The 25,840-nt window shown below is 65.8% G+C and carries 24 protein-coding genes; 13 read left to right on the top strand and 11 right to left on the bottom strand.

Features of this window, described 5'->3' with window-relative positions; genetic code table 11:
• Positions 1-92: 92 nt before the first annotated feature.
• Genes CK215_RS27540 through CK215_RS27530 form a run of 3 tightly spaced genes read right to left on the bottom strand, consistent with a single transcriptional unit; the run spans position 93 to position 3,909 of the window.
• Positions 93-2,381, bottom strand: a complete 2,289-nt coding sequence (locus tag CK215_RS27540) for a xanthine dehydrogenase family protein molybdopterin-binding subunit (protein ID WP_095832791.1) — start codon at positions 2,379-2,381, stop codon at positions 93-95.
• Positions 2,378-3,361, bottom strand: a complete 984-nt coding sequence (locus CK215_RS27535) for a xanthine dehydrogenase family protein subunit M (protein ID WP_095832790.1) — start codon at positions 3,359-3,361, stop codon at positions 2,378-2,380. The genes CK215_RS27540 and CK215_RS27535 overlap by 4 nt, the downstream gene beginning before the upstream one ends.
• Positions 3,358-3,909, bottom strand: coding sequence for a (2Fe-2S)-binding protein (locus CK215_RS27530; RefSeq protein ID WP_095832789.1), 552 nt, complete (start codon positions 3,907-3,909; stop codon positions 3,358-3,360). The genes CK215_RS27535 and CK215_RS27530 overlap by 4 nt, the downstream gene beginning before the upstream one ends.
• Positions 3,910-4,285: 376 nt before the next feature.
• On the opposite strand from CK215_RS27530, the gene CK215_RS27520 reads away from it, so the two are divergent.
• Complete coding sequence (locus CK215_RS27520; protein ID WP_082980661.1) at positions 4,286-4,912, top strand: TetR/AcrR family transcriptional regulator; 627 nt, start codon at positions 4,286-4,288, stop codon at positions 4,910-4,912.
• Positions 4,913-4,919: 7 nt separating this feature from the next.
• Here CK215_RS27520 and CK215_RS27515 read toward each other — a convergent pair whose 3' ends face one another.
• Complete coding sequence (locus CK215_RS27515; RefSeq protein ID WP_095832787.1) at positions 4,920-5,813, bottom strand: LysR family transcriptional regulator; 894 nt, start codon at positions 5,811-5,813, stop codon at positions 4,920-4,922.
• Between the two features lie 102 nt (positions 5,814-5,915).
• On the opposite strand from CK215_RS27515, the gene ampC reads away from it, so the two are divergent.
• The gene (gene ampC, locus CK215_RS27510; protein WP_095832786.1) at positions 5,916-7,076 is read left to right on the top strand and encodes a class C beta-lactamase; all 1,161 of its coding nucleotides are present in this window, start codon (positions 5,916-5,918) and stop codon (positions 7,074-7,076) included.
• Positions 7,077-7,184: 108 nt separating this feature from the next.
• Positions 7,185-8,081, top strand: a complete 897-nt coding sequence (bla, locus tag CK215_RS27505; protein WP_095832785.1) for a class A beta-lactamase — start codon at positions 7,185-7,187, stop codon at positions 8,079-8,081.
• 173 nt (positions 8,082-8,254) lie between these two features.
• Here the strand turns inward: bla and CK215_RS27500 are convergent, their stop codons facing one another.
• Complete coding sequence (locus tag CK215_RS27500; RefSeq protein WP_067001341.1) at positions 8,255-8,626, bottom strand: DUF559 domain-containing protein; 372 nt, start codon at positions 8,624-8,626, stop codon at positions 8,255-8,257.
• A gap of 226 nt (positions 8,627-8,852) precedes the next feature.
• Between CK215_RS27500 and CK215_RS27495 the strand changes: the two genes are divergently transcribed.
• The 5 genes from CK215_RS27495 (at position 8,853) to CK215_RS27475 (ending at position 13,417) form a co-directional block, all read left to right on the top strand.
• Positions 8,853-9,857, top strand: coding sequence for a LacI family DNA-binding transcriptional regulator (locus CK215_RS27495; RefSeq protein ID WP_095832793.1), 1,005 nt, complete (start codon positions 8,853-8,855; stop codon positions 9,855-9,857).
• A 279-nt stretch (positions 9,858-10,136) separates the two neighbouring features.
• The gene (locus CK215_RS27490) at positions 10,137-10,928 is read left to right on the top strand and encodes a 3-methyl-2-oxobutanoate hydroxymethyltransferase (protein WP_095832784.1); all 792 of its coding nucleotides are present in this window, start codon (positions 10,137-10,139) and stop codon (positions 10,926-10,928) included.
• 8 nt (positions 10,929-10,936) lie between these two features.
• Positions 10,937-11,944 (top strand): sterol desaturase family protein, encoded by a 1,008-nt coding sequence (locus CK215_RS27485; RefSeq protein WP_067001337.1) that lies wholly within the window; start codon positions 10,937-10,939, stop codon positions 11,942-11,944.
• A 114-nt stretch (positions 11,945-12,058) separates the two neighbouring features.
• Positions 12,059-13,021 carry a substrate-binding domain-containing protein gene (locus tag CK215_RS27480; protein ID WP_095832783.1) on the top strand — a complete coding sequence of 321 codons (963 nt, stop codon included), beginning with the start codon at positions 12,059-12,061 and terminating at the stop codon, positions 13,019-13,021.
• An 81-nt stretch (positions 13,022-13,102) separates the two neighbouring features.
• Positions 13,103-13,417 carry a MocE family 2Fe-2S type ferredoxin gene (locus CK215_RS27475; protein ID WP_067322435.1) on the top strand — a complete coding sequence of 105 codons (315 nt, stop codon included), beginning with the start codon at positions 13,103-13,105 and terminating at the stop codon, positions 13,415-13,417.
• A 189-nt stretch (positions 13,418-13,606) separates the two neighbouring features.
• Here CK215_RS27475 and CK215_RS27470 read toward each other — a convergent pair whose 3' ends face one another.
• Complete coding sequence (locus CK215_RS27470; protein WP_095832782.1) at positions 13,607-13,906, bottom strand: hypothetical protein; 300 nt, start codon at positions 13,904-13,906, stop codon at positions 13,607-13,609.
• Positions 13,907-14,036: 130 nt separating this feature from the next.
• Here CK215_RS27470 and CK215_RS27465 point away from each other — a divergent pair, with 130 nt between their 5' ends.
• The 3 genes from CK215_RS27465 (at position 14,037) to CK215_RS27455 (ending at position 17,110) form a co-directional block, all read left to right on the top strand.
• Positions 14,037-14,933 (top strand): VOC family protein, encoded by an 897-nt coding sequence (locus CK215_RS27465; RefSeq protein WP_095832781.1) that lies wholly within the window; start codon positions 14,037-14,039, stop codon positions 14,931-14,933.
• Positions 14,934-14,980: 47 nt separating this feature from the next.
• A complete protein-coding gene (locus CK215_RS27460) occupies positions 14,981-15,583 on the top strand; it encodes a sulfotransferase family protein (RefSeq protein WP_095832780.1) in 603 nt (200 codons plus the stop codon).
• A 147-nt stretch (positions 15,584-15,730) separates the two neighbouring features.
• A complete protein-coding gene (locus CK215_RS27455; RefSeq protein WP_245299730.1) occupies positions 15,731-17,110 on the top strand; it encodes an amidase family protein in 1,380 nt (459 codons plus the stop codon).
• 51 nt (positions 17,111-17,161) lie between these two features.
• Here CK215_RS27455 and CK215_RS27450 read toward each other — a convergent pair whose 3' ends face one another.
• The 3 genes from CK215_RS27450 to CK215_RS27440 form a co-directional block, all read right to left on the bottom strand.
• Positions 17,162-17,893 (bottom strand): DUF2270 domain-containing protein, encoded by a 732-nt coding sequence (locus CK215_RS27450; RefSeq protein WP_095832779.1) that lies wholly within the window; start codon positions 17,891-17,893, stop codon positions 17,162-17,164.
• Positions 17,894-18,004: 111 nt separating this feature from the next.
• A complete protein-coding gene (locus tag CK215_RS27445; RefSeq protein ID WP_095783450.1) occupies positions 18,005-19,570 on the bottom strand; it encodes an ABC transporter substrate-binding protein in 1,566 nt (521 codons plus the stop codon).
• 17 nt (positions 19,571-19,587) lie between these two features.
• Entirely contained in the window at positions 19,588-21,111 is a 1,524-nt protein-coding gene (locus CK215_RS27440) for a sulfatase-like hydrolase/transferase (RefSeq protein ID WP_170950414.1), read from the bottom strand.
• Positions 21,112-21,219: 108 nt separating this feature from the next.
• Between CK215_RS27440 and CK215_RS27435 the strand changes: the two genes are divergently transcribed.
• The gene (locus tag CK215_RS27435; protein WP_170950413.1) at positions 21,220-22,113 is read left to right on the top strand and encodes a LysR substrate-binding domain-containing protein; all 894 of its coding nucleotides are present in this window, start codon (positions 21,220-21,222) and stop codon (positions 22,111-22,113) included.
• A 33-nt stretch (positions 22,114-22,146) separates the two neighbouring features.
• Here CK215_RS27435 and CK215_RS27430 read toward each other — a convergent pair whose 3' ends face one another.
• Positions 22,147-22,335: a hypothetical protein gene (locus CK215_RS27430; RefSeq protein WP_067322650.1), complete on the bottom strand. Its 189-nt coding sequence runs from the start codon at positions 22,333-22,335 to the stop codon at positions 22,147-22,149.
• Positions 22,336-22,729: 394 nt separating this feature from the next.
• Between CK215_RS27430 and CK215_RS27425 the strand changes: the two genes are divergently transcribed.
• Entirely contained in the window at positions 22,730-25,039 is a 2,310-nt protein-coding gene (locus CK215_RS27425) for a cation:proton antiporter (protein ID WP_245418840.1), read from the top strand.
• 42 nt (positions 25,040-25,081) lie between these two features.
• Here CK215_RS27425 and CK215_RS27420 read toward each other — a convergent pair whose 3' ends face one another.
• Positions 25,082-25,717: an ankyrin repeat domain-containing protein gene (locus tag CK215_RS27420; protein WP_095783453.1), complete on the bottom strand. Its 636-nt coding sequence runs from the start codon at positions 25,715-25,717 to the stop codon at positions 25,082-25,084.
• Positions 25,718-25,840: the final 123 nt, after the last annotated feature.

Raw genomic sequence — 25,840 nt, 5'->3', positions numbered from 1 at the left:
ATGCGCAGGGCCAACTGGAGCAAAGACTTCTTCTATGAACTCTTTACTCATATGCGATAGCCCTGCCCTCGAGGGGGGAGACAAGGCCGGCGCTAAATCAACTTCTCCAGCGTAATCGGCAGATCCCGCACCCGCTTCCCGGTGGCGTGGAACACCGCATTGGCAATCGCCGGCGCCACGCCGACGATGCCGAGCTCGCCGACGCCCTTGCCGCCCAGCGCCGAGGAATGCGGGTCGGGGATGCCGACCGAGATCGTCCGGATGTCCGGGATGTCGGCATTGGTCGGCAGCATGTAGTCGGCGAGGTTGCCGTTGACGATGCGGCCATGGCGGCGGTCGACGATGCCTTCTTCCAGCAGCGCCTGGCCGATACCCATGATGATGCCGCCCTTCCACTGGCTCTCCGCCAGCTTGGGGTTGTAGAGCCGGCCGGAATCCAGCGCCGACACGACGCGCGACACGCGCACCGTTCCAAAATCCTCATCGACGCGCACCTCGACGAAATGCGCGCACCAGGAGTGGCGGGAATAATCGCCCTCGGTGTGCGGCAGCGCCATGGCGATGGTGGTGTAGTTGTTGTAGCGCTGCTCCGGCGTGAAGCTGGCCGGAACCGTGTCGCCCTTGGCCTCGATCTTTTCGCGACCGAGGGCGCGCATCAGCTCGGCGATCGAGAACTCCGGGCCGTCACCGCGCGGCGAGGCGATGCGGCCACCCTTCACTTGAAGCGTGTTCGCCTGCAGCCCATGGAAGGGCGAGCGCGGATCGGAGAGCGCCAGCCCGATCAGCTCGTCCAGCGCCTGGCCCGCCGCCTTGTAGACGGCGCCGGTCATGACCCCGGCAAGCCGCGAGCCGCCGGTGACGCCGGCGCGGGCGAAATGCGAATCCCCCAGCCTCACCGACACCTTCTCCACCGGCACGCCAAGCGTCTCGGCCGCGGTCTGCGCCAGGATCGTGTAGGCGCCCTGGCCCATGTCGATGGAGGAGCTCTCGACCTCGACCGAGCCGTCGGCCAGGAGCTTCACCACGGCCTCGCCATAGGCGCGCCGCACCGGATAGGTGCCGGCCGCCACGCCCCAGCCGATGAGCTGGTGGCCGTCGCGCATCGAGCGCGGCTCGCGCGAACGCTTCGCCCAGCCGAAGGCTTCCCCGCCGGCGGCAAAGGCCTCCCGCAACTGCCTTGTCGACCACGCCTTCTTCGCGTGGGGATCCTGCTCGGCATAGTTGATCAGCCGCATCTCCAGCGGGTCGATGCCGAGCTCATAGGCGAGCTCGTCGATGGCGCATTCGATGCCGAAGGCGCTCGGGTTCTCGCCCGGCGCGCGCTTTGCCCCCGGCACCACCGTGTTCACCCTGACCACATTCTGCTTCGAGGAGAAATTGGGCGTCGCATACATGATCGAGGTGACGGAGCCGAGCGGCTCGACCCACATGCCGTCGACCGCCGTCTCGTTGACGCCGCGATGCACGATCGACTGGATGCGGCCCGCCTTGTCGGCGCCGATCGCAACTGTCTGGCGCGTCGCGGCGCGGCCGCCATAGGAGGTGAAATTCTGCGGGCGGTTGAGCACCAGCTTCACCGGGCGTCCGAGCATCTTTGCCGCTGCCGCGGCCACCGCGCTGTGCGCGAGCGCCAGCGCCTTGGAGCCGAAGCCGCCGCCGATATAGGGCGAGACCAGCCGCACATTCTGGAACGGCACGCCGAACCATTCGGCATAGGTGCGCGCCATGCCGTCGAGCCATTGGCTCGGTTCCCAGATGGTGAGCTGGTCGCCCTCCCAGCGCGCGATCAGCCCATGCGGCTCCATAGCCGCCTGGAACTCGCGCGGCGTGTTGTAGGCGGCGCAGACGCGCACCGGTGCCTCGGCAAAGGCGGCCTCGGCGTCGCCCCATTCCTTGGTCATGGCGTCGACCGGAATGCCGTCGCTGCCGTCGCTGAGGTCGACGATTGCCGGCATCTCGTCATAGCTGACCTTGACCAGCGCCGCGGCGGCGACGGCCTGCTCGAAGGTCTCGGCCACGACGGCAGCAATGTGCTGACCGGAAAAGGTGACCTCGCGCACCAGCGGGCAATAGGTTTCTTCGGACGGCTGTCTGCCGAACCAGTCCGATGCCGAATTCAGGTCCATGATGGTGTCGGGCGTCAGCACCGCGAGCACGCCTGGCGCGGTTTCCGCCGCGCGCGTGTCGATGCCGGTGACCTTGCCGGCGGCAATCGTCGCGCCGACCAGCACCGCATGGGTCAGCCCTTCGAGCTGCTGTTCGAACGCGTAATGCGCCGCGCCGGTGATCTTGGCCGGGCCGTCGACGCGCGACAGGCGCCCGCCCACCGCTTCGAGGCGCGCGCTGTCGGAGCCTGCGTGTTTCATGTCATGAACGGTCATGCCGTTTCTCCCAATTTCAGGATGGCGCGCGCGATCACGCGGGGCGCCAATGCGATCTTGTAGCGGTTGGCGCCATGGTCGACGGCGCCCTCCATGACGAGCTCGCTCGCCTTGCGAACGGACGCTTCGTCGAGCGGCTTGCCCTTCAGCGCCTCTTCGACGGCGCGCGCCCGCCACGGTTTCGTCGCGACGCCGCCGACCGCGACGCGGATGTCGCGTATGGTGCGGCCGTCGCCCTCGAGCTCCAGTCCGACGGCAGCGCTCGCCGCCGCGAACTCATAGGACTGGCGGTCGCGGACCTTGAGATAGGTCGAGCGCCGGGCCGCGGCGGAGCCCGGGATCTCGATGGCCGTGATCATTTCGCCGGGGCGGATGTCGTGCTCGCGTTCGGCCGTGGCGCCAGGGGCGAGGAAGAAGTCCTCGACCTTCAGCTTCCGCTCGCCGAGATCGACCTCGGCGTCGAAGGCGACCAGCGCGATGGCAAGATCGCCCGGATAGGTGGCGATGCAGGCTTCGCTGGTGCCGAGCACCGCATGGCCGCGCGTGACGCCGCCGATCGCCGAGCAGCCGCTGCCCGGCTCGCGCTTGTTGCAGGCCGGGAAGTTCTGCGGATCGCGGAAATAGGGACAGCGCGTGCGCTGCATCAGGTTGCCGCCGATGGTCGCCATGTTGCGCAGCTGTGCCGAGGCCGCCTGCCACAACGCTTCCGAAACCGCTGGGAAGTGGCTTTTCACCTCGGCGTTGTCGGCGACATGGCTCATCTTGGCCAGCGCGCCGATGACGGCGCGGTCGGCGGTTACATCAATGGCGTTGAGCCCCGCGATATGGCTGATGTCGATGACGGTGGCCGGTTCGGCGACGCCGCATTTGGCGAGATCGATGAGCGTCGTGCCGCCGGCAAGCAGCATGGCTCCGGGAAGGGCGGCCGCGTTGCGCGCGGCCTCGGCGCTGTCGGCGCGGAGATAGGAAAAGTCTCTCATGAGCGGAGTCCCTCGGCTGCCTGCCGGACGGCGGCGACGATGTGCGGATAGGCGCCGCAGCGGCACAGATTGCCGGCCATGTATTCGCGGATCTCCTCGTCGGAGCCGGCATGGCCCTCGCGGATGCAGGCCACCGCCGACATGATCTGTCCCGGCGTGCAATAGCCGCACTGGAATGCATCCTGTTCGAGGAAGGCGGCCTGCACGGCGTGCAGCGTGCCGTCTTCGTCGGCGAGCCCTTCTATTGTTGTGATCGAGCGTCCCTCGACCTGAGCGGCGAGCGTCAGGCAGGCCAGCACCCGCTCACCGTCGACATGAACGGTGCAGGCGCCGCACTGGCCCTGGTCGCAGCCCTTCTTGGTGCCGGTGAGGTGGAGCCGCTCGCGCAGCGCGTCGAGCAGGGTAACCCGCGGCTCGATATCGAGCGCGTGGTCACGGCCGTTGATGGTGAGGTGGACGGACAAGGTGGTGGGGCTTGCGCCGTTGCTGGCCTTGCCGTTCCTGAAATGGCCGTCTTCGGGAGGGTCGATGATTGTCTGGCTGGTCATGAGGCGTCGGGCTCCGATTGCTGGACGCTAGGGGGAGGGAAATGGGGCTTGGGAGGAGAGGGGCAAGGCGTCGAAGCAGCTAATCTCCCCCCTTGCGGGGGAGATGCCCGGCAGGGCAGAGGGGGTCGTCTCACGTCGAGCGCCAACGTCCTCGCGCGTCGCGCGCCAGCAAGGCGCTTCACGCGCGGCGCCCCCCTCTGTCGCCTGCGGCGACATCTCCCCCTCGAGGGGGGAGATTAGGCGCTTACCCCGTGACATACCGCTTGCCCTGATTATATGATAAGACAACTCCACTAAAACGGAGGCGCCTCCGTTTATTTACGTGGGGGCTGACCCGCATGGGTTCAAGCCCCATATTGCGACAGTGGAGAAAAAACTGACTGAACAGCCTTCGGAGCCTGCCGAAAAGCCTGAAACGCCGGCGCCAAAGCCGCTGCGCGCCGACGCGCGGCGCAACCGCGACAAGCTTGTCGAGGCGGCGGCGCAGGCGTTTGCCGCCGAGGGTGTCGATGCCTCGCTGGAGGAGATCGCCAAGCGGGCAGGAGTCGGCATCGGCACGCTCTACCGGCATTTCCCGACGCGCGAGCATCTGGTCGAGGTGGTCTACCGCCGCGAGGTGGAAGCGCTCTGCCATGCGGCCGAGGAACTTGCCGGCGCTCATCCGCCCGATGTGGCGCTGGAACTCTGGATGCAGCGCTTCGTCGACTACATCGCCACCAAGCGCGGTCTGGCGACAAGCCTGCGGCTGTTGCTCACCACCAACTCGACGCTGTTCTCCGATACCTCGGGCCGCGTATCCGGCGCGCTGAAGGGGCTGGTCGAACAGGCCGCAGCTGCGGGGAAGATCCGCGCCGACGTCGATGCGTCGGACGTGCTGCATGCGCTGGGCGGCATCTACTCCGCCCCCAACACGCCCGACTGGCGGGACCGCTCGGGGCGGCTGGTGAAGCTCTTGATGGATGGGCTGAGGTTCGGGGCATCGGAGGCGGCGAAAGCCGGCTGAAGCACCGCTAGCTGAGCGCGCTTCGTCTGTCCGGTTCCAAGCTGGTGATCCAGTCCGCAAAGGCCGACATCGCGGCGGTCGGTTCCCTGGACTTCAACTTGGTCAGCCAATAGCTGCCGAGCGATATTGAGGCCTGGAAAGGGCGCCTTATCGACCCCTTGCTCAGTTGTCGCGAAAACATCAGCGCCGGAGCCAGCGCAACGCCTGCCCCTTGTTCGGCGGCTTCCATCATCGCCAGTGAAGAATCGAAGACGATCGCGCTCGCGAAGTTCGCCGGCGCTTCCATGCCGGCGGCCTCGAACCAGCGGCTCCATTCGTCCTGACGGTAGCTGCGCAGCAAGGTAAGCGCGCCGAGGTCCTGCGGCGCGTGAAGCGTCGCCGCCAGTTCCGGCGTGCAAAGCGGCGTCAGAGGTGCTTCGAAAAGTTCCGTCGCATCAAGTCCATGCCAGGCGCCGTTGCCGAAGCGGATCGAAAAATCCAATCCCTCGGCCGCCAGGTCGACGCGGTTGTTGTTGGTGGACAGGCGCAGCTCGACGAACGGATGGGTGCGCCGGAAGTCTTCCAGTCTCGGAAGCAGCCAGCCGACGGCGAAGGTTCCGACGGCGCCGACGACGAGCGGTTCGCACAGTTTTCCAGATCCGACCCGCTCCAGCGATCGCGCCAGGCGGTCGAAGGCGTCGCCGACGATCGGCAGCAGAGCCTCGCCTTCCGCCGTGATCTTGAGGCCGCGAGGCAACCTGCGAAACAGCTGCACGCCGAGCCGCTGTTCGAGCGATCGAACCTGCTGGCTAACGGCGGCCTGCGTCACCGCCAACTCGATGCCGGCGCGTGTGAAGCTGAGATGCCTGGCCGACGCCTCGAAGGCCCGCAATGCATTGAGCGGCAGGTAAGGTCGAACCATCGATGCCCAAGATTATCTTATAGCTGTTGCGATTTATCATCGTTTGTAGCCGGTTCGAAGGGGTCATAAACCCGCAATCGTCCGATCCTGAGGGAGCAGATCATGTGCAGCCGGCTTCGCTTCACCATCGCTGCCGTCGTCCTCGCCTGCGCGCCGGGCAGCCTGTCGGGCGCTCGCGCCGCCGATCAGGACGCCAAGATAAGGCACCTCGTCGATGAGGCGGTGAAGCCGGTGATCGCCCAGTACGACATTCCGGGGATGGCCGTCGCCGTGTCCGTGAACGGCGAGCGTTTCTTCATCGACTATGGCGTGGCCGAAAAGGACACCAGGGCCGCCGTCACCCGCGATACATTGTTCGAGCTCGGCTCGATCAGCAAAACCTTCACCGCGACGCTCGCGGCCTATGCCGAGGTCGAGGGCAAGCTCGCGCTTGGCGACAAGGTCGGCAAGCACATGCCCGAGCTTCAGGGCAGCGCGCTGGGCCATGTCAGGCTGCTCGACCTCGCCACGCACACGGCCGGCGGTTTCCCGCTACAGCTGCCCGATACGGTGAAGACGCAAAAACAGCTCATCGCCTATTATCGCCAATGGAAGCCGCAATTCGCGGCCGCCACCACCCGCACCTACGCCAACCCGAGCATCGGCCTGCTCGGGATGGCCACCGCCAAGGCGATGGGCGCGAGCTTCCCGGCGCTGATGGAAAAACGGCTGTTGCCGGAACTCGGCTTGCGGCGAACCTACGTCAACGTCCCGGCCGCACAGATGAAATCCTATGCCTGGGGCTATAACCGCAACGACAAGCCCGTCCGCGTCACCCCGGCCTTGCTTGCCGCCGAGGCCTACGGGATCAAGTCGAACGCCGTCGACATGATCCGCTTCCTCGAACTCAACATGGGCATCGGCAAGGTGCCGGACGATGTCGCACGCGCGCTCGATGCCACCCACACCGGCTATTTCCGCGCCGGCGAACTGATCCAGGATCTGATCTGGGAGCAATATCCCTATCCGGTCGAACTGGCGAAGATCGTCGCCGGCAACGCGCCCAAGATGCTGGAGCCGACCCCGGCAACCGCGATCGAGCCGCCCATGGCGCCCCGCGCCGATGTGATCCTCAACAAGACCGGCTCCACCAACGGCTTCGGCGCCTATGTCGCCTATGTCCCGTCGAGGAAGATCGGCATCGTCATGCTGGCGAACAAGGCCTACCCGAACGAAGCGCGGGTCAGGGCGGCCTACCAGGTGCTGTCGCGGCTTGGCGACTGAGCCGCACACCCGATCGCCGCGGCGCTCGGTCGCCGAACGCCCCAAACGCAACCCTTTACCGGCGCACGACCGGCGCCCCGAAAGACCTGCCCAAAAAGGAGAACCAAGATGACCCTCTCGATCACCCGGCGCTCAGCGCTTGCCGGCGCATTCGCAACTCTGCCGATCGTCCGCATCCAGGCGGCGACGCGACCGGGCAAGGCCGATGTGGTGGCCGCGACCAAAGCGGTCGAAGCGCTCGAATCGAGGAATGGCGGGCGCCTTGGCGTCATGGTCCTCGGCACCGGAACCGACGCCGCGATCGAATACCGGGCCGACGAGCTGTTTCCGATCACCAGCACCTTCAAGTTCCTGGCCGCGGCGGGCGTGCTGAAGGCCGTCGACGACGGCAAGGCCAGGCTCGACGACCGGATCGTCTATGCCGCGTCCGATGTCGAACCGGGCTATTCGCCGGTCACGAAGGAGCACTCCGGCGAGGGCATGACGCTTGAGGATGTCTGCGCCGCGGCGGTTGTGTGGAGCGACAACACCGCCGGCAACCTTTTGCTCAGGGTGCTTGGCGGGCCGCAGGGCCTCACTCGTTTCGCACGCACGCTCGGCGACGACGTCACCCGGCTCGACCGCACCGAGCCGACGCTGAACACGGCCATCCCCGGCGACAAGCGCGATACGACCAGCCCGCGAGCCCTGCTCGGCGACGCCAGGCGCATCCTGTTGGGCGACGCGCTGTCGCCTGCATCGCGCAAACGCATCGAGGCGTGGTTGATCGAAGACAAGGTCGGAGGGGCGCGAATTCGTGCCGGCCTGCCCGCCGCATGGGGCATCGGCGACAAGACCGGCAGCGGCGACAATGGAACGACCAACACCGTCGCGCTCCTGTGGCCGCCCAACGGCGCCCCCATTCTCGCGGCCGTCTACTACACCGGGTCCACTGCGCCGCGGGCCTCGCGCGAGGCAGTCCACGCCGATGTGGCCCGCATCATCGTCGAGACGTTCGCAGGATAGTGCGGCCTGGGCGGCGTCGCCGACGGCCGTACGGGACCAAACTCGGCGACGGCAGCGTTTATGTTTTGAGGCGTTGGAGCGCCCTGCTGGAAACCGGCGCTGAAGCTGCCAATCTCCCCCCTCGTGGGGGAGATGTCCGGCAGGACAGAGGGGGGCGCTGTCCCGCCGGCGTCTCAGGTCGGTCCAGCCAATCCCGCCGCGATAACAATGTGCTGACAGACATTGTCGATGTCGCGGAGGACATCGTCGTTCCAGAAGCGCAGCACCGTCCAACCGTCCTGTTCCAGTCGCTTCGTCCGGATCGCATCAGCATCCGCACGCCCAGCATCGCCATGCTGCGATCCATCCACCTCGACGATCAGCCTCTTCTCCGGGCAGGCGAGGTCGACGATGTAGCCTGCGATCGGAAACTGCCTGCGGAAGCCCAGGCCCATCAGCCGATGCGCGCGAAGTTCGTTCCAGAGCTTCAGCTCTGCGTCGGTCATAACCTTGCGCATCGATTTCGCATTGGCGCGATGTCTGGGTGGTAAGGGCGTATGCGGCATGCTCGAGCGGTGGGACTGAGGTTTGTTTCGCCAAGGCTTCTACTCTACGGCGCCCCCCTCTGTCCTGCCGGACATCTCCCCCACGAGGGGGGAGATTGGCAGCTTCGCCGAAGGCGACATCTCCTGATGACCGGCAGGGCAGGGGGCGCGCTACCTGTTCTTGGAAATCGATTGGCGCCTGGATATTTTGTCTTCTTACCAACTCAGCACCCCCAGGAGCCCGCCCATTCCAAAGCCCACCTTTCTCGAGATCGCCCGCCGCGCCGGGGTCGGCACGGCGACGGTGGAGCGCGTTTTGAACGGCAGGGGCGGGGTGCGCCCCGAGACCGTCGAGAAAGTGGTGGCGGCGGCGCGCTCGCTCGATTATCCGCGCCGGCTCCCCGAAGCGCATCGGGGCGTCATCCGCATCGAGGTGATCCTGGTCAGGCCCGACGCCACCTTCTTCGCGCGCCTCTCCCGTGCCTTCGAACGCATCGCCGCGACGCTCGACCGCTCGATCGCCGTCCACCGCACCTTTCTCGACGAGGCCAATCCGGCGGCGATCGCCAAGCGCATCCTCGAACCGGAAATGCGGCGCGCCGCGCTGATCCTCGCCGTGCCCGACCATCCGCTGGTGAGCGCGGCGGTGGCGAAGCTGGAGGCGGAAAACATCCCGACGGTGCAGATCGTCACCCAGATCTCCGGCACCAAGAGCACCTATGTCGGCATCGACAATTACGCCGCCGGCCGCATGGCGGGGCTGCTGATGGCGAAGATGCAGCGGCGGCCGGGCAAGGTGGTCGCGATCTGTCACAGCCAGATCTATCGCGTCCACCGCGACCGCGTGCGCGGCTTCTTCGACTATCTGATCGACGAAGGGCGGGATTTCGAGCCCCTCGCCACCCTGTTCGGTTTCGACAACGGCGACCGCAATGCCGAGCAGCTGCATGAGGCGTTTGTGCGCTGGTCCGACCTTGCCGGCCTGTACAATGCCGGTGGCGCCAACACGGCGCTGAACGAAGTGCTGCGCCGGCACCCACGCGGTCGCGACGTCTTCTTCGTCGGCCATGAACTGACCGAGCGCAGCACGCGCGGCCTGCGTGACGGCACGATGGACGTCGTGCTCGACCAGGCGCCGGAGGCGCAGGCGCGCCGCGCCATCGACCTGGTGTTGGCGGCGCTCAACCTGCACGACCTGCCGGTCGACAACCCGCCGATCCGCTTCATCACCTTCACTGCCGAGAACCTTTGATCTGATTTGATCAAGGTTGCGCGAGCCTTGGCCGGCATCGCGGTGCTAACTCGACCGCGAACGGGAGACGAGCATGTGCGAATTCTCCCCCTCATCCGGCCGCTGCGCGGCCACCTTCTCCCGAGCGGAGAAGAGGGCCGGCACCGACGCAGCCTGGCTCCTCTCTCCCTGGGGAGAGGTCGGATGGCCCCGAATTGCGCTTCGCAAATCGGCTGCCAATCCGGGTGGGGGGGAGCTTTCACAAGCCTGATCGTCCGCCCGCGAACGGGAGGATCATCGGTGACAAGACGCTTGACGGCCTACGACCTGCAAAGCGCCAAGGGCAGCAGGAAATGGCTGCAGCTGCATGTCGACACGCCGGCCGAGGCGGCGGCCGCGGTCGCCTGCGACATCGTCATCCTCTCCTGCGAGCCCGACCACAATCTGGAATCGATCCGCCAGGCGGCGCCTCACGCGTTCCTTTCCGTCGGCATGCCGCATGGCGCGGTCGCGTCGCCCGAGGAAGCGGTGCGGCTGGGCTTCGCCATGATGAAGCGCGGCGCCGACGCGGTCTATTCATCGCACTCGCCGCGCTTCATCGAGGCGATGGCGGCGGAAGGCATTCCCGTCACCGGCCATGTCGGCCTGGTGCCGAACCGCGCCACCTGGACGAATTTCCGTGCCGTCGGCCGCACGGCGGAAGAGGCCTTCAAGGTGCTGCGCGCGGCCAAGGACCTGGAGAATGCGGGTGCGGCCTGCATCGAGGTCGAGGTGGTGCCGGTCAGGCTCGCCGACCACATCACCCGCTCGACGCCGCTGATCACCATGGGCATGGGCTGCGGCACTGCCTGCGACACGCAGTATCTCTTCTCCTGCGACGTGCTGGGCACCCACACCGGCCACTATCCGCGCCATGCCAAGCGCTATGCCGACTTCGTCACGCTGGAGGCCGAGTTGCAGGAAAAGCGCATCAGTGCTTTCCGCGCCTTCGGCCGCGATGTCGCCGAAGGCAGCTACCCGGAAGCGAAGCACCAGGTGGACATGGACGATGCCGCCTATGACCGCTTCCTCACGCTTTCTCAATCGCTGTGAGACCAGCCATGGACGACCTGCAATACGGCACGCGCAACAAGAGAGGCGATTGGGCCCCGAACGAACCGGCCGGCACCGCGCCGCTCTTTGCGTTTCCGCCGCGACCGCTGGCGCTGCTGAAGTGGCTGCCGCATTATTTCCTGCCCTACAACGTGCTCTTCGCCCTCTCGGCAGTGGTGTGGTGGCGCTACGTGCTGCCGGACGTCGAGACGATGAAGACGCTCGCCATCGGCTGGATCCTGCGCCTTTTCATCGTCAACTGCGCGGCGCTGCTTGTCTTCTTCGGCGCTTTCGAGCTTCGACTCTACATTTTGAGAACCCAAGGCAACCGCTTCAAATACAACGGCAAATGGCCCTCGGAGCAGAAGAGCAAAGCCTTCTTCTTCGAGAACCAGAACATCGACAACATGCTGCGCACCTTCGGCACCGGCATGCCGATCTGGACGGCGATCGAGGTGGCGATCCTCTACGCCTACGCCAACGGCTATGTGCCGTGGCTGACCTTCGCCGAGAACCCCATCTACCTGTTCTGTCTGGCGCTGGTGGTGCCGATCATCCACGAGACGCATTTCTTCCTGCTGCACCGGACGATCCATTTGGGGCCGCTCTACAAATGGGTGCATTCGGTGCACCACAATTCGGTCAACCCGTCGCCCTGGTCGTCGCTGTCGATGCATCCGGTGGAGCAGCTCGGCTATCTCGGCGTCGCCTTCTGGCACCTGATCATTCCGTCAAACCCGCTGCTGGCGCTCTACCAGCTCCACTATGCCGGCTTCGGCGCGATCCCGGGCCATGTCGGCTTCGACAAGGTGGAACTGACGGAGGACAGATCGGTCGATAGCCACGCCTATATCCACTACCTGCACCACAAGTATTTCGAGGTGAACTACGGCGACGGCCTGATCCCGTTCGACCGCTGGTTCGGCACCTTCCATGACGGCAGCAAGGACGGCGAGGCGCGCATGCAGGCCCGCTACGAGAAGAAGAAGGCGCGCGTCAACGCCGCCGCGAAATGACAGCCGCATGGAAAGCCACGTGGCCGGCCTGAGCCGCCTACTTCAACGATCCCGAAAGGGCCGGCGAACAAGACAGGAGTGAGCCGGCACTCCAAATCCAGAGGGAGGAAACCCGTGAAGAAGTTTCTCATCTCGACGGCGCTCGCCGCTTTGATGACGACCGCGTTCGCGACTGTCTCGACCGGCGCCTTCGCCGCCAAGCTCGGCGTCTCGATCGTCAACTTCGACAACAATTTCCAGACGCTGCTGATGCATGGCATGCAGGCCCGCGCCAAGGAGAAGGGTGCCGACATCCAGGTCGAGGACGCCCAGAACGACGTTGCCAAACAGCTCGACCAGGTCAAGAATTTCATCGCCAGCGGTGTCGACGCCATCATCGTCACGCTGGTCGACACCAATGCCTCGAAGACCATCAGCGAGGAAGCCGCCAAAGCCGGCATTCCGCTGGTTTTCGTGAACCTCGAGCCGTCTGACATGAAGAACCTGCCGGAGAAGCAGGTCTATGTCGGCTCGAACGAGGTCGAGTCCGGCACGCTGGAAGCTTTCGAGGTCTGCAAGATGCTGCGCGCCAAGGGCAAGTCGGCCGGCGCTACGGCCTACATCATCATGGGCAGCTTGGTGCATCAGGCAGCGCTCCAGCGCACCAAGGATGTCGAGCAGATCTTTTCGACCGACATGTGCAATTTCATCAAGGTCACCGACAAGCAGTCGTCCGAATGGTCGCGCGACAATGCGCAGAACCTGATGACCAACTGGCTGACTGCCGGCCCGGCGCCCGACGCCGTCATCGCCAACAACGACGAATCCGCCATCGGCGCCATCCTGGCGCTCAAGGCCAACGGCGTCGACCTGAAGAACGTCGTGGTCGGCGGCATCGATGCCACGCAGGACGGGCTCCAGGCGATGAAGGCCGGCGAGCTATCGGTCACGGTGTTCCAGAACGCCAAGGGCCAGGGCGGCGGCGGTGTCGATGCCGCGCTCGCGCTCGCCAAAGGCGAGAAGGTCGACCGCGTCGTCTATGTGCCGTTCGAACTGGTGACGTCCGCCAACGCGGCGGAATACCTGAACAAGAACTAGACCCGGATCATCGGGGCGGCTCTTCGCCGCCCCGATGGGTTCGCGCGATCTGAAGGCAAGACAGATCTGAAGGGAAGAAAAATGACCGGTTGGATCAGGGCCTGCGGGCTCGACGACATCGAACAGGAAGGCGCCCGCCGCTTCGACCATGGCGGCAAGACCTATGCCGTCTTTCGCTCGCCCGACGACGAGGTCTTCTGCACCGACGGGCTCTGCACGCATGAGGCGGTGCACATCGCCGACGGCCTGGTGATGGACTACGAGGTCGAATGCCCAAAGCACGCCGGCGCCTTCGACTACCGCACCGGAGCCGCCAAGCGCCTGCCGCCATGCATCAACCTCAGGACCTATCCGGCGAAGGTCGAGGCGGGAGCGGTGATGGTGGCGGTGGGGTGAAAAGCTCCTCCTTCTCCCCTTGTGGGAGAAGGTGGATCGGCGCGCAGCGCCGAGACGGATGAGGGGTGTTCCAGCTTGGCGGCCACGACGACAGCGCAGCGACATTCCCCAGCGCCTCACTCCGTCCAGCACCCCTCATCCGTCGCCTTCGGCGACACCTTCTCCCACAAGGGGAGAAGGAAAGAGACGCTAAATTCCCTCGCCATCCACCAGCGGCACGTCCTCTCCTTCCCAGGGGCTCGGCAACGAACCTCGCCCCGCCATGGGCAGCGGCATCCAGCATCTCAACTCCGGCTCGGCATATTCGACGATGCGTCCGGGCGATGAATCCGATGCCCGCCAGCCTTCCTCGCCGAACTGGTCGGCGCGCGACCAGTAGGCCATGTCGACCTCGGCCGGTCCCTGTTCGGACGAGCGCACCGTCACCAGGATGCGACTGCCGTCCCGCGGCGCGCTCGCCATGTTGCGCCAGTGGTCGGTCTCGTCCATGTGATCTCCTCCCAAGAAGCTTGGTGGCAATAGTCGCCGCCCGCCGGGGAGGGGTCAACCCGAACTTGGCGCGAGACAGAAATATCGTTCACAGCTAATATGTTCGCCGACCGCAATCGGACGGACGACCATGGACGAAGGGTTGCCTCAAGCCACCCGTCTCGGGCCGGTCCATCTCAGGGTGACCGACATCCCGGCTGCCTTGATCGTCTGGCGCGATACTCTCGGATTGGCGGTCCTCGGCGAGGATGCCGTCACGGTGGAGCTCGGCGCCGGCGGGCGGAAGCTTATCGTGCTTCACGCCGGAGCGCGGATCGCCCTGCCGCAGAAATCGCGCGATCTCTTCCATGTCGCCATCCATGTGACGAGCCGCCGCGACCTCGCCCACACCGCCGCCCGGCTTAAGGCTTCCGGCTTGCGCTACAGCGCCCAGGACCACCTGGTTTCGGAATCGCTCTACGTTTCCGACCCGTCGGGCAACGGCATCGAGATCTGCTTCGACACGCCGGAACGCTGTCTGCGCCGCGAGGTGTCGGCCGATGGCCGCGTGGCGCTGATCGGCACCGACGGCAGCGCGCATTCCGGGCTCGAGCCGCTCCATCTCCCGGGCCTTTTGCGCGACCTCGGCAATTCCGGCCATGTCGAGCAGAGGATGGCCGCGAACGCCTTCATCGGCCACATCCATATGCGCGCCCGCGCGCCGGAGGAACTGATGGAATTCTATGTCGGCGTGCTCGGCTTCCGCCCGCACATCCAGTCGAGAAGCTTCGGCATGTTCGACTGCGGCACCGGGAGCCGGCCGCATATGGTCGCCTTCAACATCTGGGCGCGTGACGAGCTGCGCGAGCCGCCGCCGGGTGCCGCCGGCCTCGACCATTTCACGGTTGAGCTTGCATCGGTCGAGGAGCTGGCTGCGCTGGAACGCAGGCTCGATGCCGCCAACCTGCCGCCGAAAAAGATCGGCGGTGCCGTGGAGACCGCGGACCCGGAAGGCAATCGCTTGCGGTTCGCGCTTCGGGAAGGTTGATCGCGACGATGCGGACCATTGGGGAAGACAAGTGGGAGGAGGGGAGAATGACCATCAGGGTGATAGGAACCGGCTTCGGCCGCACCGGCACGGATTCGATGCGCGAGGCGCTGACCATGCTCGGCTTCGGCCCGTGCCATCACATGTCGGAGGTCATGGCGCATGCGGAGCAGAAGCGGCTCTGGCGAGCGCTTGCCAAGGGCGCCGCGCCGGATTGGAATCGGCTCTTTGCCGGTTATAAATCCTGCGTCGACTGGCCCTCCGTGCATTACTGGCGCGAGCTGATCGAGGCCTACCCCGAGGCGCGCGTCATCCTCACCTGGCGCTCGCCGGAAAGCTGGTGGGAGAGTTTCGCAAAAACCATCCTGCCGGCCGTCATTGACAGCCAGGATCAGGAGTCGTTGGGCGTCGCCCTTGTCACGAAGCAGGTTTTCGGCGGCCGTCCGCAGGACCGCGCACATGCGATTGCCGTCTATGAGGCCAATATCGAAGCGGTGCTGAAGACGGTGCCGGCCGAGCGCCTGCTGGTTCACAAGCTGGGCGACGGCTGGGCGCCGCTCTGCGCCCATCTCGGCGTTCCGGTGCCGGACGAACCCTATCCCAACCGCAACACCACGAAGGAGTTCCGGACGGCGCTTTCGTTGAATTGAAGGGAAGGGAGGGGAATAGGGGAATAGGGGAAAAAGGTACTGGCATCCGATATGCGGAGTTCACGAAGTCTGATCTTCCCTACCTCCCTACCTCCCTACCTCCCTACCTCCCTACTCCCCTATTTCCGTTCCGCAGGAAGGAACACCATGATGAGCCATTTGGACAGCACCTTCCTGACCGCCTCGCAACTGGCGGCGGCGATCCGCGAGAAGAAGGTCGGCGCTTTCGAGGCGATGGAGGCGCAGCTTGCCCGCATCGCTGTCGTCAACCCGCTGCTCAACGCCATCGTCACCCTCGACGAGGAGGCGGCCCGGGCCGGAGCGAAGGCCGCAGATATGGCGGTCGCGCGCGGCGAGGCCGCCGGTCCGCTCAACGGTGTGCCGGTCACGCTGAAGGACGGCCATGCCACCGCCGGCATGCGCACCACCGTCGGTTTGGAAGCCTTTGCCGATCATGTCCCGGCGACGGACAGCACGATTGCCGCGCGGCTGCGCAAGGCCGGCGCTATCATCATCGGCAAGACCAACGTGCCGCCCAGGCTGCGCGACCTGCAGACCGACAATCCGATCTTCGGCCGCACCGTCAATCCGTGGGACGTTACCCGGACACCCGGCGGCTCCAGCGGCGGCGCGGCTGCCGCGGTCGCCGCCGGGCTGGTGCCGCTCGAGATCGGCAGCGATGCCGGCGGCTCGATCCGGATGCCGGCGCATCTGTGCGGCGTCTATGGCTTCAAGCCGACGCAGGCGACGGTGCCGATCACCGGCAGCTACGCCGATCCGCCCGACCTGCCGCGCAGCTTCCGCCTGCTGTTCGACATCGGGCCTTTGGCTCGCGACGTCGACGATCTCATCCTGGCGCACCGCATCATCGCCGGCGCCGACGGTCTCGACACCGAAGTGCCGCCGGTAGCGACGGACGAGGCGCCGGAGCCGTCGCTGGGCAAGCTCAGGGTTGCCTTCGCGCCCGAATTTCCCGGAGTGCCGACCGCGCTCGACATCGCCGACGCGATCGCCGGCTTCGCGGGCGCCATCGAGGTCGGCGGCGCGCGGGTAGGGCAGGCATTGCCGCAGCACGATTTCGCGGCCGAGCGGGCGCTGTTTTCCGATCTCATCACCTGGTATTCGCAGGTCTTCCGGCAGCCGCGCGAAACCTCGCCCTCGCTGGCCGCCTATCTCGAGGCGCTCAACCAGCGCGACGAATTCATCGCTGCCTGGGAGCGCTTCTTTGACGGGTGGGACGTGCTGGTCTGTCCGGCGATGATGTGCACGGCCTTCCGCCACCGCGAAATGGGGGCGCCGATCCCCGTCGACGGCATCGAGACGCCCTACTGGAGCGCGCTCAGCCACGCCTGCCGCTTCAACTTGACCGGGCATCCGGCCGCCGTCATTCCGATCGGTGTCGACCGGGAGGGCCTGCCGATCGGCGCCCAACTGGTCGGCCGCCGCCATTCGGACATGAAGCTGCTGGCTGTGGCGAAGGCGCTGGCGCGTCTCACCGACGGTTTCGTCAGGCCACCGGGATTGTGAGCGCGTGGAAACGGAGGGCTGCGTGAAAGACCAAGGGCCGCCGGCCCAGGGTCAAACATGCACGTCGCCGAACGACAGTTCGCCGTCGTCGGCGCGCATCAGGAAGGCGGCGGCAAGCATCGCAAGATAGAACACGACGACGCCGCAGACCACCACGACGCCGGGGATGGGACCGAGCGTCGCCACGCGAAAGGTGTCAAGCAGCGAGGCGCTGAAGCCGATCGGCGAGCCTTCGCGCTGCAGGCTGGGCGTGGTGATCTTCAAGACCCAGGCAAGCATCAGGATCGTGTACATGAAGACGTAGTTGCGGCGCAGCCTCCGGACCAGCGCCGCGCGCTGCGAGATGAGGAAGCGCGGCGAGCGCAGGCCTTCGCCGAGGATGGCGAGCCAGTTGGAGGCGAAATCCGGCTGCGGCGAAAAGATCTGCGCGAAGTAATAGCGCTCGAACTGACGCACCCGCGCCCGATAGACGTCGAAGAACCGGTAGCGCCGCGCTTCGATCCATAGAAGCAGCGTGATCAAAAGCATGGCGAAGAGCAGCACGCCGTGATGCGCCGAAGGCGTCGACAGCGATACGGACAGCATCGCCGCCACCACCGTGATTGCCCAATTGCTGGTGCGGTCGAGCCGGTCGCGCCAGCCCGCCATGCGCGCGATCTCGGCGCGGTGGAAATGCGACATGGTGGTTGCGAATTCGGAGGAAGTGAGCTTCAGCGCGAATGCATCGGAGCCCCTTGGCGGCGCCGCTGCTTCGGCTGGCTTTACGGTCTGGACCTGCGACATCCCCTTGCCACGTGCCTCCCGCCGTGGCCGGCCGTTGAGCCGGCCACACCCCCTAAAGCACAATGTGGGGCCGGCAGAAATGTTCCTGCCGACGCGCTCCGACGGAAGCTCTTATGCGCTCAGCCAGACCCGTTCGGCCACGCGATGATCGCTGAGCAGGAAGTTGGGATTGGGAACGAAACCCCTTACCTCCTGGCGCGCCGCGTCGATCCAGCTGGCGAAGGCCGGGATGATGGTCGGGCACTCGTCATGGATCATCTGCTGCAGCTCGAAATAGACCTCGCGGCGTTTTGCCGGATCGGCCAGTGAGCGCGACTCCGTCAGCCTTCTGTCGAAGCTGTCGTTCTTCCAATGCGTCTCGTTCCACGGCGCGCCCGAGGCGTAGACTGAGGAGAACATCATGCTCGCCGACGGCCGCCCGGCCCAGAAGGAAGCCACCCATGGCTTCTTCAGCCACACGTCGCTCCAGTAGCCGTCATCGGGCTCGCGCTTGACGCTGATGGTGATGCCGGCGGGCTTGGCCGATTGCGCGAAAAGCTCGGCCGTGTTGACCGCCTGCTCGAACGCCACGGGGGCGGCGTGCAGCTCGAGGGTAAGATCGCTCTTGCCGGCCTTCTTGAGGTGAAAACGGGCCCTGTCCGGATCGTAGCCGCGCTGCGCGATGTTCGGATTGAAGCTCGGATCGCCGGCAGCGATCGGATGGTCGTTGCCGACCCGTCCGAAGCCGGCCATCAGCAGCTTCACCATCTGCTCGCGGTCGAGCGCGTGCTTGAGCGCCAGCACGACATCGGGGTTGTTGAACGGCTCCTTCGTGGCGTCCATCGGCAGCGAGAAATGCTGCTTGCCTTCGGTGACCAGCAGATAGGCGCGCGGGTCCTTCTTGAGCAGTGGAGCGATCTTGTAGTCGATGCCGTTGACGATGTGCACCGAGCCGCCTTGAAGAGCCGAGACGCGTGCCGCGGCGTCGTTGATCACGACCGTCTCGACCGTATCGACATGGCCGCGATCGCCGCGCCAGTAGGTCTCGTTGCGTGCGGCGGTGGCGTGCACGCCGGGCTGGAAGGCGGTGAGCTTGAACGGACCGGTGCCGATCGCTTTCGACCAGTCGGCGAAGCCTGCCGGCACCATGGCGAAATGCAGATCCGACAGCACATAATCCATGTCGGGATTTGCCGATTTGAGCAGGATCTCGACTTGCGTCGGCGAGATGGCCCGCACTTCCGCGACGTCGGCGACCAGCCCTTTGGCCTTCGACTTGGTCTTGTCGCCGATATGCAGGCCAAGCGAGTATTTGACGTCGTCGGCGTCGAACGTCTTGCCGTTGTGAAACTGCACGCCCGGCCTGAGATTGAGGATCCAGCGCTTGTTGCCGTCGCTGGCTTCCCAGCTTGCCGCGAGCTCCGGCGCCGCCTTGCCGTCATCGCCAATCTCCACCAGCGTGTTGTAGACCTGCCGCGACACGTTGATGGAAAAAGTGCCGATCAGTTGCGTCGGGTCCAGCGTGTCGGCGGAGCTGCCGCCGTTGAGGCCAAGGCGCAGCGCGCCGCCCTTGCGCGGCGCCGCGGCAAGGCCGGTATGTGGAAACGCCGCCGTGGCGAAGGCAGCCGCAGCGGCCGTCTTGATGAAGCTGCGGCGGTTCATGCTGTCCAGGCTCGAGAAGACGCTTCTGTCGTTCATGTCATTCTCCCATTGGTTCAATAGGCGCCAAGGACTTCGTTGACCATCAGCGGCTGTGGCGGCAGCCGCCGGTCGAGAACCGCGCTCAGCGCGCGCGCCTGCGCGCCGAGTGCTCGCTCGGGAAATAGGTTCCAGTGCTCCCAGGGGTCTTCGCGAAGATCGAACAGCTCCCCCCAGGCCGGCTGGTTGGGATAGCGGGTGAACCGCCACTCCTTGGAGATGATCGACTGGTTGTAGAGGCAGGGGTCACGTCGCGGATGATATTCACCGAACAGGAAGTCGCGGACGTCGGCGACCCGGCCGTCGATCAGCGGCTTGAGATCGGTGCCGTCGGTCGCGGGCGCCGGCAGGCCGAGCAGCGATGCGATGGTCGCGAACAGGTCGAGGTGGCTGGTCAGCGCATCGAGGCTTGTTCCGGCGCGGATGCCTGGACCGCTAAGGACCAGCGGGACCTGCAGCAGTTGTCGGTAGGGCGGTGGCCCCTTGCGCAGCAGCCCGTGGTCGCCGAGCAACTCGCCATGATCGGCGGTAAACAGCACGAAGCTGTCGTCGAGCACGCCAACGTCGTCCAGTGCGACGAGCAGCCGCCCGACGGCATCGTCGATCATCTGGATCATGCCATGCGTGTGGGCGATTGCGATGGCCAGCGTTTCGTCGGAGATATCGTCGGTGCGCAGGAGGAAGCCCTGCTCGCGCGGCTGCTCGCCGGAGGCGATGTAGGGCACTTTGGTCGGATCGTCGCCTTCGCCGAGATAGGCCGGCATCCGCTCCAGCTCGCCCGCCCGGATGGTCGGCGTGGGCATCAGCTCCGGTCGGAACAGGTCGCAATAGGGCCGGGGCGGGGCGAAGGGGTGGTGCGGGTCCGGAAACGAGACGAACAAGCCGAACGGCTCTGCCTGCTTGCCCTGGCGCTCGATGAAGTCGATCGCCCGATCCGCGATCCAACTGGTGTAGTGCAACTCGGGCGGCACCGCGCTTTTCCAGACTTCGTTCAGATCCTGCGCCCGGCTGTCGGGACTGGCGTCGGGCTCGTAGAGGTCCACCACTTCGGGGTGGTTGCGCTTGAGCCAGGCGGCGTAGTGGCCGGCGCGAGTGGCTTCGTTGCCTTCGCCCATGACGAGGTCGACGGCATCGAAGCCGAAATAAGGACCGTGCCAGTCCTCGCAGCCCGGCCTTTCCCAATAGGCAAGCGATTCAGGCATGTCGCGTTCGACGGGCGCGAGCAGTGGCTGAAAGTGCAGCTTTCCGACGCCTTTTGTGGCGTATCCGGCAAGCGAGAGCGCCTGCCACAGATTAGGGAGCCGGTCGTCGAGCGCCACGCCATTGCGCCACAATCCGTGATGGCGTGGATAGAGCCCTGTTGCCATGGTCGCTCGGCTTGGCGAGCAAATCTGGTTAGGCGTGAAGTGCCGATGGAAGGTTGCGCCGCGCGCGGCGATGCGGTCGATGTTTGCGGTATGGGCGACGCGGTTGCCGGTGACCGAGAGCGCGTCGTAGCGCATCTGGTCGGCACAGATGAAGATGACATTGGCTCGCTTCACGACGGCTCCGCCCGTTCTGCTAAGCTTCCAGCTAGGGCCCGAAACGCAGCGAAATCAAAGATCAAGATTTTCGTTCGGTATGTGCTAATCCTATACCGGGAGGACGAGATGCGTTTTTCCGGGCTCAGCGTTCGTCAACTGGAGGCCTTCGAGGCAACGATGGTGGCCGGCTCCGTGTCGGGCGCTGCGGTCGCGCTCAACGTCTCGCAGCCGAGCGTCAGCCGGCTGCTGCAGGAGCTGGAGATCGATACCGGCCTCAGCCTGTTCGATCGCTCGCACGGTCGGCTCGTTCCGACCGAGCAGGGCCTGCTGTTCTACGGCGAGGTCGGCAAGACGTTTCATGGCGCGCGCAACCTCATCATGGCGGCGCAGGAGATCAGGGAACTGAAGCGCGGCGTCGTGCGGATCGGGACGCTGGCGGCGATGTCCTTCAAGATCGTGCCGGATGCGATCCAGCAGCTTCGGACGCGCTTTCCGGAGGCAAGGACCACCATCGCGGTGCGCAGCTCGACGGAGATCGTCTCCTCCGTCGCCTCGCGCCTGACCGACGTCGGCCTGGTGGACGCGGGCGTTTCCTTCCTGGATGCCAAATGCGTCGCCACTTTCGAGCGCAATAGCGTCTGTGTCATGGATCAGAAGCATCCGCTCGCCGAGTGCGAGCGGGTCCGGCTGGAAGATTTTTCGCGTTATCCTTTCGTATCGCTGGGCGAGCTCTATTTCCGGCGCAGCCGCGACGGCGCGAGGCTGCTCGACGTGACCGCGGCCAACACCGTCGCCGACATTTTCCAGTCATTCTTGGCCTGCGCGCTGGTCAGGGGCGGCCGCTCGCTGGCTGTGGTCGATCCGTTCACTGCGGGCTTCTATTCCGAGTTCGGACTGGCACTCAGGCCAATCGAGTTCGACATTCCGTTTCGCATCTCGATCATCGTCAATGATCGGTCGGCGACGGGGGCGGCGGCCGGCAAGGTCATCGAGGCGATGACCGATCTGATCGGCCGTTAATCAGCATTGCCGGCCGCCGGTCATGGATGCTTCCTATCGCTGAGCGGCTGATATGGGAAACGGCACCACTTCGGCCTCGGGCCGGGCATAGAGGGCGGTCGCGACCGCCTCGATCACAAGGTCGAGCGCCGCAAGCGCCGTGCGGCTGGTCTCGTCGTCGCCGCGCAGATAATGGCAGGCCCTGTCGAGGTGCAGGTGGGCGGCGGCAAAGTCGCTTTTCATTAGCTTCTCCTTATTGCCCCGCCGTGCCGCGACCATGCGTGAGTCGCTTTACCGACAAGCAAAGATGGGCGGCAGCATTTGAATCGAATTGTACGCGACGTCGAAGCTGCTTGAGAGAGGCGGGCGGAGCCGGAACTGCCCGATCCCTCCGCGCCTGTGAGGAGGATGTCCGGCAGGGTAGAGGAGGCGCTGTCCCGCCGGCATCCCAGCCCTTGCAGGCACCTCCATCACGGTTAAAAGTGGCCTGCTTTGGAGATAGGTTGAATCGACGTTGGTCCTCCACGGCGCCCCCTCCGTCCTGCCGGACACCGCCCCCACAACGGGAGAGAGTGGCAGTTCCACCGCCGTGCAACCGATGCATGTGCGAAACCGTTATGGCGAGGATAATCGAGGGGTGCGGCAATTGTCCTTCATGCCCAACCGGCGCCGGCCGGTTTCTCTCGCGCTTGCCGCGGCGGCGCTTGCATCGATGCCGGCCGCCGCCTTCGCCGCCGAAAAAACCGGCATGTCGAGCGAAGGCATCTTCGTTCTCGAAGTCATCTTGCTGCTCGTCGTTGGCCGAGGCATCGGCGAATTGCTGGAGCGCCTCGGCCAGCCGGCGGTGATGGGACAACTGATCGGCGGCATCCTGCTCGGGCCCTCGCTGCTCGGCTGGCTGTGGCCCGCGGCCGAGCGGCTGGTCTTTGCCGGCGATGCCGCGCAGAAGTCGATGATCAACGCCATCGCCCAGTTCGGCGTGCTGATGCTTCTGCTGCTGACCGGCATGGAAACGGACCTGAGGCTGGTGCGCCGCGTCGGCCGCGCGTGCTTTTCCATCTCCGCCACCGGCGTCGCCGTGCCCTTCGCGCTCGGCTTTGTGGCGGCGCAGTTCATGCCGGCCTCGCTGCTCGCCACCGGCAGCGAGCGCATCGTCTCCGGCCTGTTCCTCGGCACCGCGCTTTCGATCTCCTCGGTCAAGATCGTCGCCATGGTGGTGCGCGAGATGAACTTCATGCGCCGCGACCTCGGCCAGATCATCGTCTCCTCGGCCATCATCGAAGACACGATCGGCTGGGTGATCATCGCCATCACCATCGGCATCGCCACGCATGGCCGCATCGAGCTCGCCAGCCTAGCCTTCACGCTCGCCGGCGTCGCCGCCTTCATGGCCTTTTCCTTCACGCTCGGCCGCCGCATCGTCTTCGACGCCATCCGCTGGACCAACGACACCTTCCGCTCGGAATACGCGGTGGTCACCGTCATCCTCGCCATCATGGGCGGCATGGCGCTGGTCACAGACCTGATCGGCGTGCATACGGTGCTTGGTGCCTTCGTCGCCGGCATATTGGTCGGCGAGTCGCCGATCCTGTCGCGTCATATCGAGGGGCAATTGCGCGGCGTGATCACGGCACTCTTCATGCCGGTGTTCTTCGGCGTCGCCGGTCTCTCGGCCGACCTGACAGTGCTCGTCGATCCCGAGCTTGCACTGCTCACCGTGGCGCTGGTGGCGATCGCCAGCCTCGGCAAGTTTGGCGGCGCCTTCATCGGCGCGGAGGCCGCGGGCATGAGCCGCAGCGAGGGCATCGCCGTCGGCTGCGGCATGAATGCGCGGGGCTCGACCGAGGTCATCGTCGCCTCGATCGGTCTGTCGATCGGCGTGATCTCGCATACGCTTTTCACCATGATCGTCACCATGGCCGTCATCACCACCTTGGCCATGCCGCCGACGCTGCGCTGGGCTCTGGGGCGGCTGCCGATGGGGGAGGCGGAAAAGAAAAGGCTGGAGCGCGAGGAGGTCGACCAGCGCGGCTTCATCACCAATCTGGAGCGGCTGCTGGTGGTGGTCGACGAGGGCGTCGTCGGCCGCTTCGCCGCCTACCTCGCCGGTGTCATCGGAGCCGGCAAGCCGACGACCGTGCTCCGTACAAGCGGCGAAAGCGAAGCCGACCCCGTCGAGGCGGCGCATCTGGACGAGATCGAGAAAGGCGCTGAGCAGGGCCGCGAGGCGGCGAAGGAAGCCGACGAGGAGCCCGCGCATGAAGCCCCCCTCACGCGCCGCCCGCATGACGCTCCGCTCTCCGCCGAGGCGGTCGCCAAGGAGGCGCGCAAGGGCTACGGCATGCTGCTCATCGGCGTCGGCCGAGCGGTGACCGCGAAGGGCGGCTTCTCGCGCCGGCTGAACGAGGTCGCCGGCGCTTTCGAGGGCCCGCTCTGCCTGGTGCTGAAGCCGGCCGGCGCCGGCCGGCAGATGCCGCGCCTTGGGCCGGGATCCGGCAGGATCCTGGTGCCGGTCAACGGCACGGCGAATGCACGCCGCGGCGCGGAACTTGCGTTTGCCGTCGCCTCGGTCACCGGCGCGCCGGTCAAGGTCCTCTATGTCGCGCGTCCGGGTCGCGACGAACCGCGCGACACCGTCTCGCATCGCCGCAGGGAGGCTGTGCTGAAGGACATTGTCGCGCTTGCCGACCGTTATGGCGTCGAGATCGAGACGGCCATCCGCTCGAGGGCCGCCGCCGCCGATGCCATTGCCCGTCAGGCGGGCAGGAACGTGGCGCTGATCGTCATGGGCGTGGCGCGGCGGCCGGGCGAGGAACTCATCTTCGGCGAGACGACGAGCGGCGTGCTGCAACGCTGCCCATGCCCGGTGATGCTGATCTCCGACGCGCGGCTGCGCCGCGACGACGAGGGCAGGGAGGCGCTGCGTTCGGGAACGGGCACGGGCTGAGGGCAGCTTCGGCCTGACGGTTCGAACAGCTGAGGGCGCGCTTCACTTGCCTTCGAAAAAGCGATGGATCGCGGCGTCCAGCTTGCCGATGAGCTCGGCGTTGCGCGTGCTGCCGGCCCAGATCAGCGCATTGAGCCGCATGTCCTTGTTGAGGAAGTTCACCTTGCGGGATTCCAGCAGATATTGCGCGACTTCGAAGTGGCGTCCCTTGATGGCCTCGATGAGCGCGCTGTTGCGTCCCGTCTTGTCGGCGAGATTGACGTCGGCGCCATGCTCGACCAGCAGCTTGACGATAGCGAGATGCCCGTTCCTTGCCGCTTCGATGAGCGGCGTCCTGCCGTAATAGTCGGCGCGGGCGTCGATATCGATCTGCGGATGCTTCAGCAGCGACTTGATGCAGGCGAGGTGACCCCTGGCCGCGGCCAGGCTCAATGGCGTGCTCTTCCATTTGTTTCTGCAGTTCACGTCGACCGCCGGGTGGCCGATCAAGGTTTCGAGCACGGCGATGCGGCCGTTATGCGCGGCGAGGTGCAGGCTTGACCAGCCGTCTTCATCGGTCTGGTTGATATCCGCGCCCGCCGCGAGCTCGGCGCGCGAGGCTTCGGCATCGCCGCTCTCGGCCGCGACCAGCAGGCGGGACCAATTCCTTGCTTCTGCGGCTTCCAGGCCTGTGTCCACTGCAATATCCCCGACCGCGGATGGCGCCGGCCCAGCCGGCATTCAGATGCAGCGTCTTTCTCTCGCGGAGAGTTTCACACTCGCCGTCGTCGGGCAATGGATTTCGCGTCGGCGGTGCGGTTC

This window comes from Mesorhizobium sp. WSM3864 (assembly GCF_002294955.1).
Taxonomy (GTDB): Bacteria; Pseudomonadota; Alphaproteobacteria; order Rhizobiales; family Rhizobiaceae; genus Mesorhizobium.
Note: the sequence above shows the minus strand (reverse complement) of the source record. Positions and strands in the feature narration are given on the sequence as shown.

What these genes read in the sequence shown, in the direction of transcription:
- CK215_RS27485 (WP_067001337.1), top strand. Translation starts at nt 10,937, where the DNA reads ATGGACGACCTGCAATACGGCACGCGCAACAAGAGAGGCGATTGGGCC.
- ampC (WP_095832786.1), top strand. Translation starts at nt 5,916, where the DNA reads ATGTGCAGCCGGCTTCGCTTCACCATCGCTGCCGTCGTCCTCGCCTGC.
- CK215_RS27430 (WP_067322650.1), bottom strand. Translation starts at nt 22,335, where the DNA reads ATGAAAAGCGACTTTGCCGCCGCCCACCTGCACCTCGACAGGGCCTGC.
- CK215_RS27450 (WP_095832779.1), bottom strand. Translation starts at nt 17,893, where the DNA reads ATGTCGCAGGTCCAGACCGTAAAGCCAGCCGAAGCAGCGGCGCCGCCA.
- CK215_RS27465 (WP_095832781.1), top strand. Translation starts at nt 14,037, where the DNA reads ATGGACGAAGGGTTGCCTCAAGCCACCCGTCTCGGGCCGGTCCATCTC.
- CK215_RS27500 (WP_067001341.1), bottom strand. Translation starts at nt 8,626, where the DNA reads ATGCCGCATACGCCCTTACCACCCAGACATCGCGCCAATGCGAAATCG.
- CK215_RS27535 (WP_095832790.1), bottom strand. Translation starts at nt 3,361, where the DNA reads ATGAGAGACTTTTCCTATCTCCGCGCCGACAGCGCCGAGGCCGCGCGC.
- CK215_RS27540 (WP_095832791.1), bottom strand. Translation starts at nt 2,381, where the DNA reads ATGACCGTTCATGACATGAAACACGCAGGCTCCGACAGCGCGCGCCTC.
- CK215_RS27470 (WP_095832782.1), bottom strand. Translation starts at nt 13,906, where the DNA reads ATGGACGAGACCGACCACTGGCGCAACATGGCGAGCGCGCCGCGGGAC.
- CK215_RS27460 (WP_095832780.1), top strand. Translation starts at nt 14,981, where the DNA reads ATGACCATCAGGGTGATAGGAACCGGCTTCGGCCGCACCGGCACGGAT.
- CK215_RS27475 (WP_067322435.1), top strand. Translation starts at nt 13,103, where the DNA reads ATGACCGGTTGGATCAGGGCCTGCGGGCTCGACGACATCGAACAGGAA.
- bla (WP_095832785.1), top strand. Translation starts at nt 7,185, where the DNA reads ATGACCCTCTCGATCACCCGGCGCTCAGCGCTTGCCGGCGCATTCGCA.
- CK215_RS27530 (WP_095832789.1), bottom strand. Translation starts at nt 3,909, where the DNA reads ATGACCAGCCAGACAATCATCGACCCTCCCGAAGACGGCCATTTCAGG.
- CK215_RS27515 (WP_095832787.1), bottom strand. Translation starts at nt 5,813, where the DNA reads ATGGTTCGACCTTACCTGCCGCTCAATGCATTGCGGGCCTTCGAGGCG.
- CK215_RS27435 (WP_170950413.1), top strand. Translation starts at nt 21,220, where the DNA reads ATGCGTTTTTCCGGGCTCAGCGTTCGTCAACTGGAGGCCTTCGAGGCA.
- CK215_RS27445 (WP_095783450.1), bottom strand. Translation starts at nt 19,570, where the DNA reads ATGAACGACAGAAGCGTCTTCTCGAGCCTGGACAGCATGAACCGCCGC.
- CK215_RS27455 (WP_245299730.1), top strand. Translation starts at nt 15,731, where the DNA reads ATGATGAGCCATTTGGACAGCACCTTCCTGACCGCCTCGCAACTGGCG.